The sequence below is a fragment of the Escherichia sp. E.sYA108 genome (assembly GCF_011754335.1).
In the GTDB taxonomy this organism is placed as follows: Bacteria; Pseudomonadota; Gammaproteobacteria; order Enterobacterales; family Enterobacteriaceae; genus Escherichia; species Escherichia coli.
Genome location: NZ_JAAQVZ010000001.1, coordinates 4,426,292 through 4,440,855 on the forward strand (window position 1 = coordinate 4,426,292; position 14,564 = coordinate 4,440,855).

Here is a 14,564-nt window from a genome sequence, read left to right on the forward strand (position 1 = left end):
GGTGTTTGTGTCATGTTTTCAGTTGGTTAACGCAATGTAATCAGGCATTTCCCCTGGCAGAGTGTTCAGAAGAAAATCCAGTTCCATACAGCGCGGGCAACAGAGACCACCGAGTCACGGACGGCACGCAGAACCGCGCGTGCAACAGAGGCAATACAGACGCTCTCCGCAGTGTCAAATATCCGGTCCACCGCACCGGTAAACTGTTCACGGGCCTGAGACCGGACAGATTCCGTGCGCAGCTCGTCCTGCAGGCGGGTCATCAGGGGACTGGCGGCATGGTCGGGAAGCGCTGTCATGAGCGCACTGACCAGCGTATCCAGTTCCCAGCCGGTGCAGGCCGATACGGCCACAACCGGATGTACGGGCCGGAACAGCCGGAATACCGCATCTGTTTTCTCACGAATGTTCTGTGCCTGTGCGGGAGAAGGCTGAATGCCGGCCATATCCCATTCATGGCAGGGCTCCGTTTTGTCGGCCTGCGTCACCACAAACAGCACCTGCTGATGTCCCCGGTGCAGGATGTGTCGCCAGAAATACTCATCCACAGACAGGGCACGGTCATCGGCTTTAATCAGCCACAGTACCAGGTCAAGTTCAGGCAGAATGTCACGGTACAGGGCTTCATACTCTGCATCCCTGTCCCGGCTCTCGCCCACCCCGGGCAGGTCAGTGATAATCATGCTGTGACCGTGGCCACTCAGACGGAAGCGCCGCACTTCCCGGGTGCCGGCGTGAACATCACTGACCGGGGTGACCTCCCCCTGAAACAGTGCATTACAGAGTGAGGATTTACCGGCCCCGCTTTTACCCATAATGCCAATCACGGGTTCGTGACTGGTGAGTTTGCGCAGATGTTCCAGGATGTGACGGGAAAGTGAGTAAGGCAGGGAGGAGAGCGGTTTTTCAATTGCCTCAATGGCATCAGACGGATTCATACATGTATTCCCGGTGAAAAAAGACAAAACCCCCGCACACCGGAAAGGTGGCGGGGGACTCACGGAGATAATATATGTCTGAAATTATCTGGAATGTCGGTACCTTTTATACTCTTCAACAATCAGGTCATGCAGCATTTCGCCGGTACTGAGTCTTCTGACCCTCGATAATTCTTTGAGCTGCGCCCTGGTTTCTGCGTCAAGAAAAAACTGTACATTGACTTTATCTTCCTGCATTTTTTTGTACTTGCGCTGCGCCTTGGCCTTATTGAAACTGTTTCTGAAATTTTTTATATCGTCAGGTGAGGTGAGTGGACAGGTAACCCATATGTCAAATGAAAGGTGAATTGCGTGGTAAATATCAGCAGAACCAGGAAAACTGGCCAGTTTTTCCAGTGCAATATTTTTTCCCTTCAAATAATTCCATGTCCATATGCATTCATGTTCGTTCTCCGGGAGGAGGTAACTGAAAGGACTCTTTGATTTAAATGCCCGCATCCATCTGTCTTTGGTCTGGATTATCCACTCATCCCGCAAATTCTTATCAGAAAGAATATCGAGAACTCTGAGTATTTGTCTGAACTGTGTCGATGAGTCCGACGGGAAGGCATTCCCTTCCAGATACTCTTCTTTAAGATACAGTTTATTCTTTTGAAGCAAGTCTGCGCTTATTTTTGCCCTGTTATTCTGGATAAACTGCATCAACAGATACCAGGAAAATAAGCATGCGCGTTCACTGCCCGCGATCCAGGATATTTTTTCCAGGGGGACCAGGAAGGCCAGGGCCTTCAGACGCATACCAGAAATTATTTGTTCAAGTTCAAAATCTGAAAGTGTGATGTTCAGATTTTCTCTGTTTTTTTTTATGTAAGCGATAAAACGTTCCGGGGGATCATAAACATTAAGGGGCAGTACGGAGATATTACGCTCTCCAAGATAATAAGAGTAATACGCATTTGTTCTTTCATTCATAACCTTATCCGACAAAATTTTCTGAACCATCCTCTTTCTCCGGTTGCTTAAAAATTAAACATAATAAGGTGATAATAACATGATAAAAAGAAGTTTATAATAGTATATTAAGGTGGTCAATAAAAAGGCAATCTGCGCGCTGTACAGTCATTCTGACAGGAAATGCAGGAGGAAGGGAAGGTAACCGGCTTCGTTATGCTGACAGGAATACCTGTTATCATGGAAGTGCACTCATGTGGCCGACGTAGCTTAAGAGGATGGAAGAGTGGAGACTGCAGACAGGGGGTATTGAAAGGTAAACATGTTTCGCCCGCCAGCTGCACCGGGGGCCAGCATCACTTTTTTTACGTTGTAACCCGGTATGCATTCCGGCTTTGATGATTACAGTCAGAGGGAGCAGACTGACGTTATTTAACCGGACAGAAAAATTATGGACACTGAAATATCGTCTGTTAATACCTCGTTTGTCGGTGTGGTATTCCCTGTATTACCGGCGTCACCGATAAAGAGAGTTATAAACGCCAGAAAGGTACCTCCTTTATGCCGGGGAACACTTACGGAAAATGAAGTCTGAAAAGGAGCACAATGAAAAGAGGCGTGTCCCGTAAATATAACGAATCATCGCAGGATATGCATTATCAGGTGATACCAGAGGGCATTAAACTGTCGCCACGGATAAGAATATACAACATTTCTGATAACAAAACATCATAACGTGTTTCAGATATGTTCCGGCATCAGTCTGACGGATATTATTTCCCGGGAAAACAAACCTGCTACTGTGACGGTTAACTGTATCTGCATAAATTATTTATAATGAAAGAACAGTATTACGGATTCAAATATCATCCTGTTTGCATTCAGGCGGACATTCCCGGATGCCGGAAAGAATATCCTGCAGGCTGAGTGAGTCTCTTCCACAGTGCCGGGATCGCTGTCGCCACGTACATATTGTCACCAGGATGGGTATGTACCGCAGCATGCCATTTCTGGTGAATAACCGCACCTGCACATTCAGTCTGCTGAGAACCTGGCGTGCATCGGGCTGTAAAGAACATCCCTGTCCGTGGCTCCTCTGGTGGTGTTGCCTGCTCAGCAATGACAGGATGCCCTTAAGACGCCCGTCATGGCTCAGTATGATGACGACGAACACGCTCTGCAGGTGAGCATGCGGGGCCGGGAGCATCATCATTTCCGTATTTTGTCACACCTTCCGGAAGCAACCGGCATCAGTTGCGGTTATCGTCAACCGTTGTGCGGTATGCCAGGAGCACGTACTGATCCATCAGATCCGTCAGTGCTGCGCTCTGCCTCTGACGGTTGATGATCCATTCCTCCAGCTCTTTTTCTGATTTCCGTTTCAGGTTCTCTTTCCAGTCTTCAAGGCTGTTTCCGGTCATTAAATCAAGCCAGCAAAGCCAGACCAGTTTGAGGCGCAACTCCGTGCCACCAAACTGACGGAAGAGGCTAATCAGTTTATTTGCCAGAGAACGCTGCCTCAGACGTTCACATTCAGACAGGAGAATGCCTTCCAGCATCGGATGATGAACCAGCAGATGTTCACTGGTGCATAAATTCACTATCAGATCATCATCCAGGGGCGGCGTGGCCCGTTTGTCAGGGCCATAAATCAGCCGGTGCAGGCTCTGGGGTACGATGGCAATCTCCGGTTTTTCACCATTGAATGACACCCACCCGGGCGTCAGATTATGGAAGTAGTAGATATTCGGATGACACACGCCCCAGGATACGGCGTGCCGGGTGAAGCCGGTCAGCCATTTCTGGTAGCTTTCGTGGAGCAGTTCGTAACGGGTCTGATACTGTTGTTTCATTTTCATATTCCTCACGGGGGATATAACAGGCAGCAGAATGCCGCCGGCAGGCCGGGGATTACGTCTGCTGCGGGTGAACGGATAACGGTCAGAAATTACGGGCGGGGCTGTGCAATACGCGCCTGTAGCCAGGCTTCCACTTCACTTTTCAGCCAGCGGGAGCTGCGGCCCAGCTTGATGGGAGCCGGAAAGGCCCCATCCCTGATGAGCCTGTAAAACCACTTATCTGTCAGGCCGTTCAGTTGAGTGATAAATGCCATGTCGACCATCTGGTCATCCATCAGTGAAACTGGGGTGGTCATGAGAATGTTCCTCCGGATGTTGTTAATCTCAACCGGCGTTGGTGATGAAAACAACGCACCACCTTCACCGGCATAACAACCGGGGAGAAACGTAAAAAATAATCGGGAATGTGACCGTCAGGAGATAAACGGGGGGATTGCGGTGGCTGAGCCGTACCGGTATGTCGGGTGGTTGTTGCGAAACGATGCTTCCGCACGCGCACGCGATAAAGGAGGGAGGACTTTCGTGAGACAAGGGGAAAACTAGCGTTCTGATAATTGCAGAGTTGTTTTTGAAGGCGGTTGTGGTATATCAGCCTGTGACCTGTGGGCAGGCGACAGTTATCACTGGTGGGATAAGACTGTCTGATTGGTATTATAAATATATAAGAGAGATCAAACACATGAGATCAAATACATGAGTTCATATATGTGAAATAAACACTGTGAGTGCGATCAGTGGGCATGAGAACGCAGTAGCAGCAGATTGCGTTGTACCCACAGGGCTATCTCTGATAGCTGGCGTATAACCTGCGTATATAAAACGTACCTGCAACACACGTGAACAGAGTGCATTAAGCATCCGTCTGAGCGGTAAACGTATCCGACCTGGTGAGTGACAGTCTGAGAGACCGGTTAAGTGGTGGCACGGGAGTAATGAGTTTGGGGAGGGTACCAGAATGCCAGGCTGGTGCGGTATGCTGACAGCATCCTGTTAACCGCAGCATAAAGTAATGAGAGGCTAATGGAAGTTAAAACCACAGCAGTTCCGTCGTTGTTCATCCCGGGAGACGCTGGAAAAAGTGATTTCCCACACGCGTTATAAACTTACCCCTGCGGAGCTGGAAGCCTTTAACTCTGCCGTTGACAACCGGCTGGCAGAACTGACAATGAACAAACTTTACGATCGCGTGCCGGCTTCCGTCTGGAAATATGTCACCTGAATCTTGAATCCGCGCTACGATGACTCCGGTGTTATCTGTGCACCGGAAGATCGGGAACATTAAGCAGTATAACGGCAACAAAGAATTCGAAATCAAAAGGGAATGGTGTACAGAGGGGCAGGCGTTCAGGCATTACCGGCCTGTATCTTCTGAAGGGGACTCGTATTTGTCGGGGCTGAGTATTCCGCTCGATTCGATCACGGATTGGAAGAAACCTGACTGTGATTGATTCAGGTACCATTTTGCAGGGATCCGGTGCGTTACTGTCTGGCACAACAAACGCAGCGGGTCGCTCTGCCCCGCCGACTCCTGATAATCCCTCCCCTGTAACCTACTGCAACAGTACAAATACACTGACGCCTGAAACGGTAACCAGAATCAGCACCAGCAGTAACGTCAGTAAACAGAGCAGACGATCGGTCTTCCGGTAATAACCGAAGGGGTCGACAGCGCCACAATACGGGCAACAAACTGTATTATGAGTAATTGCGTTACCACAGTCCCTGCACTTCTTTTTGCGTATCACGATAGCTCCCTCGCCACGCCTTATCCGTAACCGGTTTTTTACATTAAAAAAAACAACGCCGGGAATTCAATCGTCAGTCCGGAGACGACCGTTCGGGTTATCACAGAGTGCCTGAGACAGTGTCCTGCCGGAGGTCACTTCAGGGACTCTGCGTATTTTTTACGACGTGGCTATTCCGTATGAACCATACGGAGATTTAACCATGACCTACAAATACAACCCCTTCTGGCAGCAACGTATTCGTGAGACGGTGCGGCACGCACTGAATGTTCATCCCCGCCTGACGGCATTGCGGGTTGACCTGCGTTTCCCGGATGTACCGGCAGCAACGGACGCAGCTGTGATATCCCGCTTCATCAATGCCCTGAAAGCCCGAATCGACGCTTACCAGAAACGTAAGCATCGGGAAGGTAAACGCGTGCATCCCACAACCCTGCATTACGTCTGGGCCCGGGAGTTTGGGGAGTGCAAAGGTAAAAAACACTATCACCTGATGCTGCTGGTTAACCGGGATACCTGGTGTCGTGCCGGTGATTACCGTGCTCCGGGATCACTGGCCGGGATGATTAAACAGGCGTGGTGCAGTGCCCTGGGAGTGGATGTCGGGTGCCATGCCACGCTGGTGCATTTTCCGGCCTGGCCGGCGGTGTGGCTGGAACGCGATGATGACACTGGCTTTCAGCAGGTGCTGGAACGTGCTGACTATCTGGCGAAGGAACATACCAAAGCTCACTGCACCGGTGAGCGCAATTTTGGCTGTAGCCGGAGTTGAGCACGACTGGCGCGCCAATACCCGGCAAACCAAAAGTATGGGTTGTTGTCTGGCGGCAACGATGTATCCACTCGCCCACTGACTGTTTTTTACGTCAGTGTTCCATTGTGTGACAACCACAGTGCTGTAACAGCAACCAGCCTGCTTTACCCAAACTCCAGTCCAGATTTTAACTGAACCGCCATTCACACCCTGACCACGCTGCCCGTACCGGGACGGCTGTTGCCTGCGTGTCGTCTGGCGGCTGAGGAATATGACTATGTACGCAAAATCCTTTATCGCTCTTGATGGCAACGGACGTCTGACGGGCGCCCGTACTGCACAGGCCGCACCTTATGCTCACTACACCTGCCACTTGTGTGGCAGTGCACTCAGATACCATCCGCAATACGACACTGAACTTCCCTGGTTTGAACACACTGACGACAGGCTGACAGAGCACGGTCAACAGTGCCCTTATGTCAGGCCGGAGCGCAGAGAAATACAGTTGATTAAACGTCTGCAGCAATTCGTACCGGATGCCTTACCCGTGGTGCGTAAAGCCAGCTGGCACTGCAGACAATGTCACCACGATTATTATGGGGAGCAGTACTGCACACACTGCCAGACCGGAGGATTCAGTATTCCCCGGACAACTCAGGAGGAAATATGCGAATTCTGAACTGTTATATGGCGAATGACAGCAAAGGCCATTTTGTTACGGCGAAAGAAGCTGCGAAGCACAACCGACAGGACGTTTTGTGCTGTGTGTCCTGTGGATGCCCGTTAACACTTCAGCGGGGCAATGACGGACAACCACCGTGGTTTGAACATGACCAGATGACTGTCGCTGAAAAAATCCTGCTGCGATGTACCTGGCTTGACCCGGCAGAGAAAGAGGCCCGTCGTTTGCATCTGCAGGGCATGACGGTTCCGGATTATACGGTGAAGGTGAGAAAGTGGTTTTGTGTGATGTGTGACGAAGATTATGAGGGGGAAAAGTGCTGCCCACGCTGCGGTACCGGGGTATACAGCAGGGCGTGGGGGCGGCAGGAGGTGCCGTCGGAAGATGCCAGGGCTGATAATCCGTTACAGAGGCTGTAATGGTTGCCTCCGGAGCAGTTTGCGGTGATGCCTTTCCCGGGAATGGATTGCCAGTGCGGGGACTGTGGAGCTTAATTCCGGTGTTGGTGGCCTTTCCATTGATTTTATGCCAACAGCCCCCTGTGACTGACAGGCTGCCTCGTCATTCCATTCGTATCTCCAGTAACAGGGGGTTGTATTGTATTTTATTGTACCGGTTCAGGTGTGCGTTTCCCGGCGCGTCTGCACCGGCTTAACCAAATTCAACAGGGATAAAATAGTGGTAAGCGTACAGCCTGAACCGTCTGGTCAGAATCTGACGAATTAGACAAAGTGGTGTCCACCAAATAAGTAGTGGGAACCAAAGTGTCAGATATGCAGAAAAATGTGACTCCCGGCAGGCGAAAAGGCTGCCCTAATTATCCTCCCGAATTTAAACAGCTGCTCGTTGCTGCCTCCTGTGAACCCGGGATATCCATCTCAAAACTTGCTCTTGAAAATGGCATTAACGCCAATCTGTTGTTCAAATGGCGACAACAATGGCGCGAGGGAAAGCTGCTATTACCTTCTTCAGAGAGCCCCCAGCTACTTCCTGTGACTCTCGATGCAGCTGCCGAACAGCCAGAATCGCTCGCAGAGGACCCGGAAACCCTCAGTATCAGCTGTGAGGTAACGTTCCGGCACGGGACGCTCCGCTTCAATGGCAATGTCAGCGAAAAGCTCCTGACTCTGCTGATACAGGAACTGAAGCGATGATCCCGTTACCTTCCGGGACCAAAATTTGGCTGGTTGCCGGTATCACCGATATGAGAAATGGCTTCAACGGCCTGGCTGCGAAAGTACAGACGGCGCTGAAAGACGATCCCATGTCCGGCCATGTTTTCATTTTCCGGGGCCGCAGCGGCAGTCAGGTTAAACTGCTGTGGTCCACCGGTGACGGACTGTGCCTCCTGACCAAACGGCTGGAGCGTGGGCGCTTCGCCTGGCCGTCAGCCCGTGATGGCAAAGTGTTCCTTACACAGGCGCAGCTGGCGATGCTGCTGGAAGGTATCGACTGGCGACAGCCTAAGCGGCTGCTGACCTCCCTGACCATGCTGTAAATCTCTTTATCCTGGTTGTCACAGAATAAGCCCGGTAAAATACGGGCTTATGAACGACATCTCTTCTGACGACATCTTCCTGCTGAAACAGCGCCTGGCCGAACAGGAAGCGCTGATCCACGCCCTGCAGGAAAAGCTGAGCAACCGGGAGCGCGAAATAGACCATCTGCAGGCGCAGCTGGATAAACTCCGCCGGATGAACTTCGGCAGTCGTTCCGAAAAAGTCTCCCGCCGTATCGCACAAATGGAAGCCGATCTGAACCGGCTTCAGAAAGAGAGCGATACGCTGACTGGTAGGGTGTATGACCCGGCAGTACAGCGTCCGTTGCGTCAGACCCGCACCCGTAAGCCGTTCCCTGAATCACTACCCCGTGACGAAAAGCGACTGTTGCCTGCGGCGCCGTGCTGCCCGAACTGCGGCGGTTCACTGAGCTATCTGGGCGAGGATACCGCCGAACAGCTGGAGTTGATGCGTAGCGCCTTCCGGGTTATCCGGACGGTACGGGAAAAACATGCCTGTACTCAGTGCGATGCCATCGTGCAGGCACCTGCACCTTCGCGGCCCATCGAGCGGGGTATCGCCGGACCGGGGCTGCTGGCCCGCGTGCTGACCTCGAAGTATGCAGAGCACACCCCGCTGTATTGCCAGTCAGAAATATACGGCCGGCAAGGTGTGGAGCTGAGCCGTTCACTGCTGTCGGGCTGGGTGGATGCATGCTGCCGGCTGCTGTCTCCGCTGGAAGAGGCGCTTCATGGCTATGTCATGACTGACGGCAAACTCCATGCCGATGATACCCCGGTCCAGGTACTGCTGCCGGGTAATAAGAAGACGAAGACCGGGCGGTTGTGGGCGTATGTTCGTGATGACCGCAATGCCGGGTCAGCGTTGGCACCTGCAGTGTGGTTCGCTTACAGCCCGGACAGAAAAGGCATCCATCCGCAGACTCATCTTGCTTGCTTCAGCGGTGTGCTGCAAGCGGATGCGTACGCCGGGTTCAACGAGCTGTATCGCAATGGTGGGATAACGGAAGCTGCCTGCTGGGCTCATGCCCGCCGAAAGATCCACGATGTGCACGTCCGCATCCCGTCAGCACTGACGGAAGAAGCCCTAGAGCAGATCGGTCAGTTGTACGCCATAGAGGCGGATATAAGGGGAATGCCGGCAGAGCAGCGGCTTGCTGAACGTCAGCGAAAAACGAAACCGCTGTTGAAATCCCTGGAAAGCTGGTTGCGTGAAAAGATGAAGACCCTGTTCTTCGGCTCTGGCCATGGTGGTGAGCGGGGAGCGCTACTGTACAGCCTGATCGGGACGTGCAAACTGAATGACGTGGATCCAGAAAGCTACCTTCGCCATGTGCCTGGCGTCATAGCAGACTGGCCGGTCAACCGGGTCAGCGAACTGCTTCCGTGGCGCATAGCACTGCCAGCTGAATAACACATCCCCGTCAATACGGCCCTCGCTGTACGCTTACTTTTGTTCGGACTGCTTATGGCCTTTTTCCACTGGTGTAGCAGGAAAGTTAACCGGCTGCCACCATGAGATGACGTGTAAACCGTGCAGGCATGTTTTCACGTGGTGACGCTTTCATTGGGGGTCTACGCCGGAACCCCAATATTGTTCACATACATGAATTTGAAAAACTAAGCGATACTGCTGTCCGTACCTTATAAACTTATTTCAACGCTTCCGGCAGCGTCACAATCCACAGTTCACTGTCAGACTCCGGTTTCTCCAGTGGCTTCACTCTGAGGGTCGTTTCAACCTGCTTGTCGTCAAGCGTCAGCTTTCCTTCCGCGTTCACCCGATAATCCTTGAATGTCTTGCCCTCGACCGGATGTTGCATCGCCACCTTCACGCCAAAGTCGTTATCGTTCGCCACCGCCAGCGTTTTGCTGTCGATCAGCGCCAACCCTTCAGCCTTCTCCTGCTGCCAGCCCAAGGAGCGCAGATCAACAACCTGCGTTTTCTGCGCAAGGGTAATGCCGCGCTGTGACAGGGTTTTCTCATCATCAAACTCCGGATACTCACCCGGCTTGTCGAAGCCTGACAGGTCGCTCGCCTTATTGAGATCGACCTCGTAAATCAGGTTACGCATTCTGTTGTTTTTATCTCTTCCCTGTTCGATCAGCAGGATGTGCTGGTTATCGAGCGCCACGATGTCTCCGATTTTAGCGTCGCTGTTTTTGCTGTAGGCCGCGCTGTCGATAGGATAACCGTACATCGCGGTTTTTCCGCTTGCCGGATCGAAGCTCACCAGACGCGTAAACAGCGCCTTTTTCTTGCTCTTAGCGTCGATATCCAGCGTACTTTGCACGGCGACAATAATACGCCCGTCCGGCATACGGGTGAGGCCTTCAAAGCCGCGGTTCGCCTGACGCCATTTGAGGATATTTGGCAAACCGCCCGCAATCGCTTTTTCCCCTTCCGCCGCCTGCGGACCGTGGATTGCCAGGATTTTCCCTTTACTGTCGATGTTAATCAGGAACGGGCCATACTCATCGCACAGCCAGTAACCTCCTTTACCATCCGGAGTGATCCCTTCCGTATCCAGCCCGCGATTATCCCCCTTCAGTCTATGTAACGTGTCGCTGAAGGCCACTTCATTGGTGGAGCCAATCACGTCGCTTGCCAGCGGCAGACCGTTGATCGCGCCTTTATCGTCATGCAGAGGACGGGGATCGATGGCCTCCGCTTTGCCGTTTTGTACACGAATCGTCATCAGCAGCGGCGCGAAATCTGGCGTAACGAAAATTTTAGTTTCGTTTTTCCCCTCTTTCGGTGAATCCGCGTTCGGACCGCGATCGGTAATGGTTGCGAATGTCAGGGCATCGCCCTGTTTACCGGTGAACAGCAGGCCAGAACCTATCCCAACCGGAAGGCCGTTCGGGAATGCACTGGCAAATGCGCCGGCGTAGTTCACGTGCGTGCCTTCTGGAAAACTGACGACATAGCGCTCAGCCGTAGGTTGTGCCGCCAGGGCAGAGAAAGAGAGCGTACAACCGATTAGCACGGGAATAATTTTTCTTTTCATATTGTTAGCATCCATAAAGTGAAGATCACACTACACCATAAAGAAGAAACGAGTCAGGAAAATGACATCGAATGGCAACATGCGCGGGCCTGAGGCCAAAGAAATGTAAAACACTGTTGTTATTTGTAACAACGGAAACATTTACGGAAATTATTTGTCTTTCTTCGTGATCAAAAATGCTGTGTCTTGTTGGATTGGAGTGATGAGGGCTGCGTTTAGGAAACGCCCTATATTGTACGGTTGCATTATCGCGGTAGGGGTAATGCACGTGTCAGTATGATGAGCTGACCACACTCACGTGGGTGGACTGGTATAACAATCGACGATTGCTGGAAAGGCAGGGCCATATCCCACCGGCAGAAGCAGAAAAAGCTTATTATGCTTCCATCGGAAACGATGATCTGGCAGCCTGAGTTCACAGATAAAACACTCTCCAGGAAACCCGGGGCGGTTCACTTAGCCGCGTGTCCATTATTGCTGGATAAGATCACACTTTAAAATGCCCTATATAGGGTTAACCAGTAATTATCTGTATGATAGCTTTGAGTTCGGGAGGAGGTAATGACTCCAACTTACTGATAGTGTTTTATGTTCAGATAATGCCCGATGACCTTGTCATGCAGCTCCACCGATTTTGAGAACGACAGTAACTTCCGTCCCAGCCTTGCCAGATGTTGTCTCAGATTCAGATTATGTCGCTCAATGCGCTGAGTGTAACGCTTGCTGATAACGTGCAGCTTTCTCTTCAGGCGTGATTCATACAGCGGCCAGCCATCCGTCATCTATACCACGACCTCAAAGGCCGACAGCAGGCTCAGAAGACGCTCCAGTGTGGCCAGAGTGCGTTCACCGAAGACGTGCGCCACAACCGTCCTCCGTATCCTGTCATACGCGTAAAACAGCCAGCGCTGACGTGATTTAGCACCGACGTAGCCCCACTGTTCGTCCATTTCAGCGCAGACAATCACATCACTGCCCGGTTGTATGCGCGAGGTTACCGACTACGGCCTGAGTTTTTTAAGTGACGTAAAACCGTGTTGAGGCCAACGCCCATAATGCGTGCACTGGCGCGACATCCGACGCCATTCATGGCCATATCAATGATTTTCTGGTGCGTACCGGGCTGAGAGGCGGTGTAAGTGAACTGTAGTTGCCATGTTTTACGGCAATGAGAGCAGAGATAGCGCTGATGTCCGGCAGTGCTTTTGCCGTTACGCACCACGCCTTCAGTAGCGGAGCAGGAAGGACATCTGATGGAAATGGAAGCCACGCAAGCACCTTAAAATCACCATCATACACTAAATCAGTAAGTTGGCAGCATTACCGAAATCCCCATCCTTTAGGGCAGTGAGGATGTCAATAATAGCAGACCACATCATGAGTCATTCTGACCGACACATGCCAGAAGCAGAGGCTCCATCCCATTTTATACCTACCTTATAACACTTAGAAAAACAACATGTTAAAAATGTCTATTGGAAACAATTTTATTTCCAATTGTAATGATAACCATTCTCATATTAATATGACTACGTGATAATTAACTTTTGATGCACTCCGCATGTCTGACCGCGCCACTACCACAGCTTCCTTAACGTTCGAGTCGCTTTATGGCACACATCACGGCTGGTTGAAAAGCTGGCTGACGCGCAAACTCCAGTCTGCTTTTGATGCAGATGACATTGCCCAGGACACTTTTTTGCGGGTAATGGTCAGCGAAACGCTCTCGACGATCCGCGATCCTCGCTCCTTCCTCTGCACTATCGCCAAACGCGTGATGGTGGACCTGTTTCGCCGAAACGCGCTGGAAAAAGCGTATCTGGAGATGCTGGCGCTTATGCCGGAGGGGGGAGCGCCTTCACCTGAGGAACGCGAAAGCCAACTCGAGACCCTACAACTCCTCGACAGCATGCTGGACGGGCTAAACGGCAAAACACGTGAAGCGTTTCTGCTTTCGCAACTGGATGGTCTGACATACAGCGAGATTGCGCACAAACTCGGTGTTTCCATCAGCTCCGTGAAAAAATACGTGGCGAAAGCCGTCGAGCACTGCCTGCTGTTCCGTCTGGAGTATGGGTTATGAATCCTTTGTTAACCGATTCCCGCCGTCAGGCGCTGCGTTCAGCTTCCCACTGGTATGCCGTGCTAAGCGGCGAGCGCGTCAGCCCACAACAGGAAGCGCGCTGGCAACAGTGGTATGAACAGGATCAGGATAACCAGTGGGCCTGGCAGCAGGTTGAAAACCTGCGCAACCAGCTTGGCGGTGTGCCTGGCGACGTTGCCAGCCGGGCGTTGCACGATACCCGCCTCACCCGCCGTCACGTGATGAAAGGATTACTGCTGTTGCTCGGCGCTGGCGGAGGCTGGCAGCTCTGGCAGTCGGAAACCGGCGAAGGTCTGCGGGCAGATTACCGCACCGCCAAAGGCACAGTCAGCCGTCAGCAACTGGAAGATGGCTCCCTGCTCACGCTGAATACCCAAAGCGCGGCGGATGTGCGTTTTGATGCGCATCAGCGCACCGTCCGGCTCTGGTACGGTGAAATCGCCATTACTACCGCGAAAGATGCCCTGCAACGCCCCTTCCGTGTCCTGACCCGTCAGGGCCAGCTCACTGCTTTAGGGACAGAATTTACCGTCCGCCAGCAGGATAATTTCACGCAGCTTGACGTTCAGCAGCACGCTGTGGAAGTGCTTCTCGCCAGTGCCCCCGCGCAAAAACGCATCGTGAACGCTGGTGAAAGCCTGCAGTTCAGCGCCTCTGAGTTTGGCGCAGTGAAACCGCTGGATGACGAGAGTACAAGCTGGACGAAGGACATCCTGAGCTTCAGCGATAAACCACTGGGTGAGGTGATAGCCACGCTAACCCGTTACCGCAACGGCGTGCTGCGCTGCGATCCCGCCGTTGCCGGGCTGCGCCTGAGCGGGACGTTCCCGCTGAAAAATACCGATGCGATCCTGAACGTTATCGCGCAAACGCTTCCCGTTAAAATTCAGTCTATTACGCGGTACTGGATAAACATTTCACCACTGTAAGGAAAATAATTCTTATTTCGATTGTCCTTTTTACCCTTCTCGTTCGACTCATAGCTGAACACAACAAAAATG

The 14,564-nt window shown here is 52.0% G+C and carries 16 protein-coding genes and 3 pseudogenes; 11 read left to right on the forward strand and 8 right to left on the reverse strand.

The features are described 5' to 3' along the window. Positions 1-65: 65 nt before the first annotated feature. A complete protein-coding gene (locus HBM92_RS21225) occupies positions 66-938 on the reverse strand; it encodes a GTPase family protein (RefSeq protein WP_001069743.1) in 873 nt (290 codons plus the stop codon). Between the two features lie 84 nt (positions 939-1,022). Further along, the gene (locus HBM92_RS21230) at positions 1,023-1,940 is read right to left on the reverse strand and encodes a hypothetical protein (RefSeq protein ID WP_000250228.1); all 918 of its coding nucleotides are present in this window, start codon (positions 1,938-1,940) and stop codon (positions 1,023-1,025) included. A gap of 1,096 nt (positions 1,941-3,036) precedes the next feature. On the opposite strand from HBM92_RS21230, the gene HBM92_RS25745 reads away from it, so the two are divergent. Next, positions 3,037-3,234, forward strand: coding sequence for a hypothetical protein (locus tag HBM92_RS25745; RefSeq protein WP_001333284.1), 198 nt, complete (start codon positions 3,037-3,039; stop codon positions 3,232-3,234). On the opposite strand, the gene HBM92_RS21235 is transcribed toward HBM92_RS25745, so the two are convergent. Next, the gene (locus HBM92_RS21235; protein WP_000813435.1) at positions 3,140-3,742 is read right to left on the reverse strand and encodes a hypothetical protein; all 603 of its coding nucleotides are present in this window, start codon (positions 3,740-3,742) and stop codon (positions 3,140-3,142) included. The genes HBM92_RS25745 and HBM92_RS21235 overlap by 95 nt on opposite strands. A gap of 95 nt (positions 3,743-3,837) precedes the next feature. Further along, positions 3,838-4,044: a helix-turn-helix transcriptional regulator gene (locus tag HBM92_RS21240; RefSeq protein WP_000211308.1), complete on the reverse strand. Its 207-nt coding sequence runs from the start codon at positions 4,042-4,044 to the stop codon at positions 3,838-3,840. 743 nt (positions 4,045-4,787) lie between these two features. On the opposite strand from HBM92_RS21240, the pseudogene hha reads away from it, so the two are divergent. Further along, positions 4,788-4,967: pseudogene (gene hha, locus HBM92_RS21245) on the forward strand (hemolysin expression modulator Hha); the annotation flags it as partial. Between the two features lie 331 nt (positions 4,968-5,298). Here the strand turns inward: hha and HBM92_RS25510 are convergent. Next, on the reverse strand, positions 5,299-5,496 hold the full coding sequence (locus HBM92_RS25510) for a hypothetical protein (protein ID WP_001547002.1): 198 nt from the start codon (positions 5,494-5,496) through the stop codon (positions 5,299-5,301). Positions 5,497-5,695: 199 nt separating this feature from the next. Between HBM92_RS25510 and HBM92_RS21250 the strand changes: the two genes are divergently transcribed. From HBM92_RS21250 to tnpC, 6 genes are all read left to right on the forward strand, one after another. After that, entirely contained in the window at positions 5,696-6,265 is a 570-nt protein-coding gene (locus tag HBM92_RS21250; RefSeq protein WP_000221530.1) for an inovirus Gp2 family protein, read from the forward strand. 259 nt (positions 6,266-6,524) lie between these two features. Beyond that, a complete protein-coding gene (locus HBM92_RS21255) occupies positions 6,525-6,926 on the forward strand; it encodes a putative zinc ribbon protein (RefSeq protein ID WP_000270962.1) in 402 nt (133 codons plus the stop codon). After that, positions 6,914-7,348: a zinc-ribbon domain-containing protein gene (locus HBM92_RS21260; RefSeq protein WP_001221615.1), complete on the forward strand. Its 435-nt coding sequence runs from the start codon at positions 6,914-6,916 to the stop codon at positions 7,346-7,348. Before HBM92_RS21255 ends, HBM92_RS21260 begins: the two co-directional genes overlap by 13 nt. A gap of 354 nt (positions 7,349-7,702) precedes the next feature. Then, a complete protein-coding gene (tnpA, locus tag HBM92_RS21265; RefSeq protein ID WP_001171523.1) occupies positions 7,703-8,083 on the forward strand; it encodes an IS66-like element accessory protein TnpA in 381 nt (126 codons plus the stop codon). Then, positions 8,080-8,427 carry an IS66 family insertion sequence element accessory protein TnpB gene (gene tnpB / locus HBM92_RS21270; protein WP_000612591.1) on the forward strand — a complete coding sequence of 116 codons (348 nt, stop codon included), beginning with the start codon at positions 8,080-8,082 and terminating at the stop codon, positions 8,425-8,427. Before tnpA ends, tnpB begins: the two co-directional genes overlap by 4 nt. 49 nt (positions 8,428-8,476) lie before the next feature. Continuing rightward, positions 8,477-9,862, forward strand: coding sequence for an IS66 family transposase (gene tnpC, locus HBM92_RS21275; protein ID WP_000998019.1), 1,386 nt, complete (start codon positions 8,477-8,479; stop codon positions 9,860-9,862). 238 nt (positions 9,863-10,100) lie between these two features. Here the strand turns inward: tnpC and HBM92_RS21280 are convergent, their stop codons facing one another. Beyond that, positions 10,101-11,459, reverse strand: coding sequence for an esterase-like activity of phytase family protein (locus tag HBM92_RS21280; protein ID WP_000823243.1), 1,359 nt, complete (start codon positions 11,457-11,459; stop codon positions 10,101-10,103). Positions 11,460-11,740: 281 nt separating this feature from the next. Between HBM92_RS21280 and HBM92_RS21285 the strand changes: the two are divergent. Beyond that, a pseudogene (locus HBM92_RS21285) lies at positions 11,741-11,872 on the forward strand (IS3 family transposase); the annotation flags it as partial. Between the two features lie 159 nt (positions 11,873-12,031). Here HBM92_RS21285 and HBM92_RS21290 read toward each other — a convergent pair. After that, positions 12,032-12,729: pseudogene (locus HBM92_RS21290) on the reverse strand (IS1 family transposase). 86 nt (positions 12,730-12,815) lie between these two features. After that, entirely contained in the window at positions 12,816-12,884 is a 69-nt protein-coding gene (gene ykiE / locus HBM92_RS25515; RefSeq protein ID WP_211180522.1) for a protein YkiE, read from the reverse strand. A gap of 136 nt (positions 12,885-13,020) precedes the next feature. On the opposite strand from ykiE, the gene fecI reads away from it, so the two are divergent. Further along, on the forward strand, positions 13,021-13,542 hold the full coding sequence (gene fecI, locus HBM92_RS21295; RefSeq protein WP_001283626.1) for an RNA polymerase sigma factor FecI: 522 nt from the start codon (positions 13,021-13,023) through the stop codon (positions 13,540-13,542). Next, on the forward strand, positions 13,539-14,492 hold the full coding sequence (gene fecR / locus HBM92_RS21300; RefSeq protein ID WP_001068910.1) for a ferric citrate uptake sigma factor regulator FecR: 954 nt from the start codon (positions 13,539-13,541) through the stop codon (positions 14,490-14,492). Before fecI ends, fecR begins: the two co-directional genes overlap by 4 nt. The last annotated feature ends 72 nt before the right edge of the window (positions 14,493-14,564 follow it).

Bases quoted from the DNA above. Each gene is read 5' to 3' on its own strand.
- HBM92_RS21225 (WP_001069743.1), bottom strand. From the start codon at position 938: ATGAATCCGTCTGATGCCATTGAGGCAATTGAAAAACCGCTCTCCTCC.
- tnpB (WP_000612591.1), top strand. From the start codon at position 8,080: ATGATCCCGTTACCTTCCGGGACCAAAATTTGGCTGGTTGCCGGTATC.
- HBM92_RS21230 (WP_000250228.1), bottom strand. From the start codon at position 1,940: ATGGTTCAGAAAATTTTGTCGGATAAGGTTATGAATGAAAGAACAAAT.
- HBM92_RS21240 (WP_000211308.1), bottom strand. From the start codon at position 4,044: ATGACCACCCCAGTTTCACTGATGGATGACCAGATGGTCGACATGGCA.
- HBM92_RS21250 (WP_000221530.1), top strand. From the start codon at position 5,696: ATGACCTACAAATACAACCCCTTCTGGCAGCAACGTATTCGTGAGACG.
- fecR (WP_001068910.1), top strand. From the start codon at position 13,539: ATGAATCCTTTGTTAACCGATTCCCGCCGTCAGGCGCTGCGTTCAGCT.
- fecI (WP_001283626.1), top strand. From the start codon at position 13,021: ATGTCTGACCGCGCCACTACCACAGCTTCCTTAACGTTCGAGTCGCTT.
- HBM92_RS21255 (WP_000270962.1), top strand. From the start codon at position 6,525: ATGTACGCAAAATCCTTTATCGCTCTTGATGGCAACGGACGTCTGACG.
- tnpC (WP_000998019.1), top strand. From the start codon at position 8,477: ATGAACGACATCTCTTCTGACGACATCTTCCTGCTGAAACAGCGCCTG.
- HBM92_RS25745 (WP_001333284.1), top strand. From the start codon at position 3,037: ATGGCTCAGTATGATGACGACGAACACGCTCTGCAGGTGAGCATGCGG.
- HBM92_RS21260 (WP_001221615.1), top strand. From the start codon at position 6,914: ATGCGAATTCTGAACTGTTATATGGCGAATGACAGCAAAGGCCATTTT.
- HBM92_RS21280 (WP_000823243.1), bottom strand. From the start codon at position 11,459: ATGAAAAGAAAAATTATTCCCGTGCTAATCGGTTGTACGCTCTCTTTC.
- tnpA (WP_001171523.1), top strand. From the start codon at position 7,703: ATGCAGAAAAATGTGACTCCCGGCAGGCGAAAAGGCTGCCCTAATTAT.
- HBM92_RS21235 (WP_000813435.1), bottom strand. From the start codon at position 3,742: ATGAAACAACAGTATCAGACCCGTTACGAACTGCTCCACGAAAGCTAC.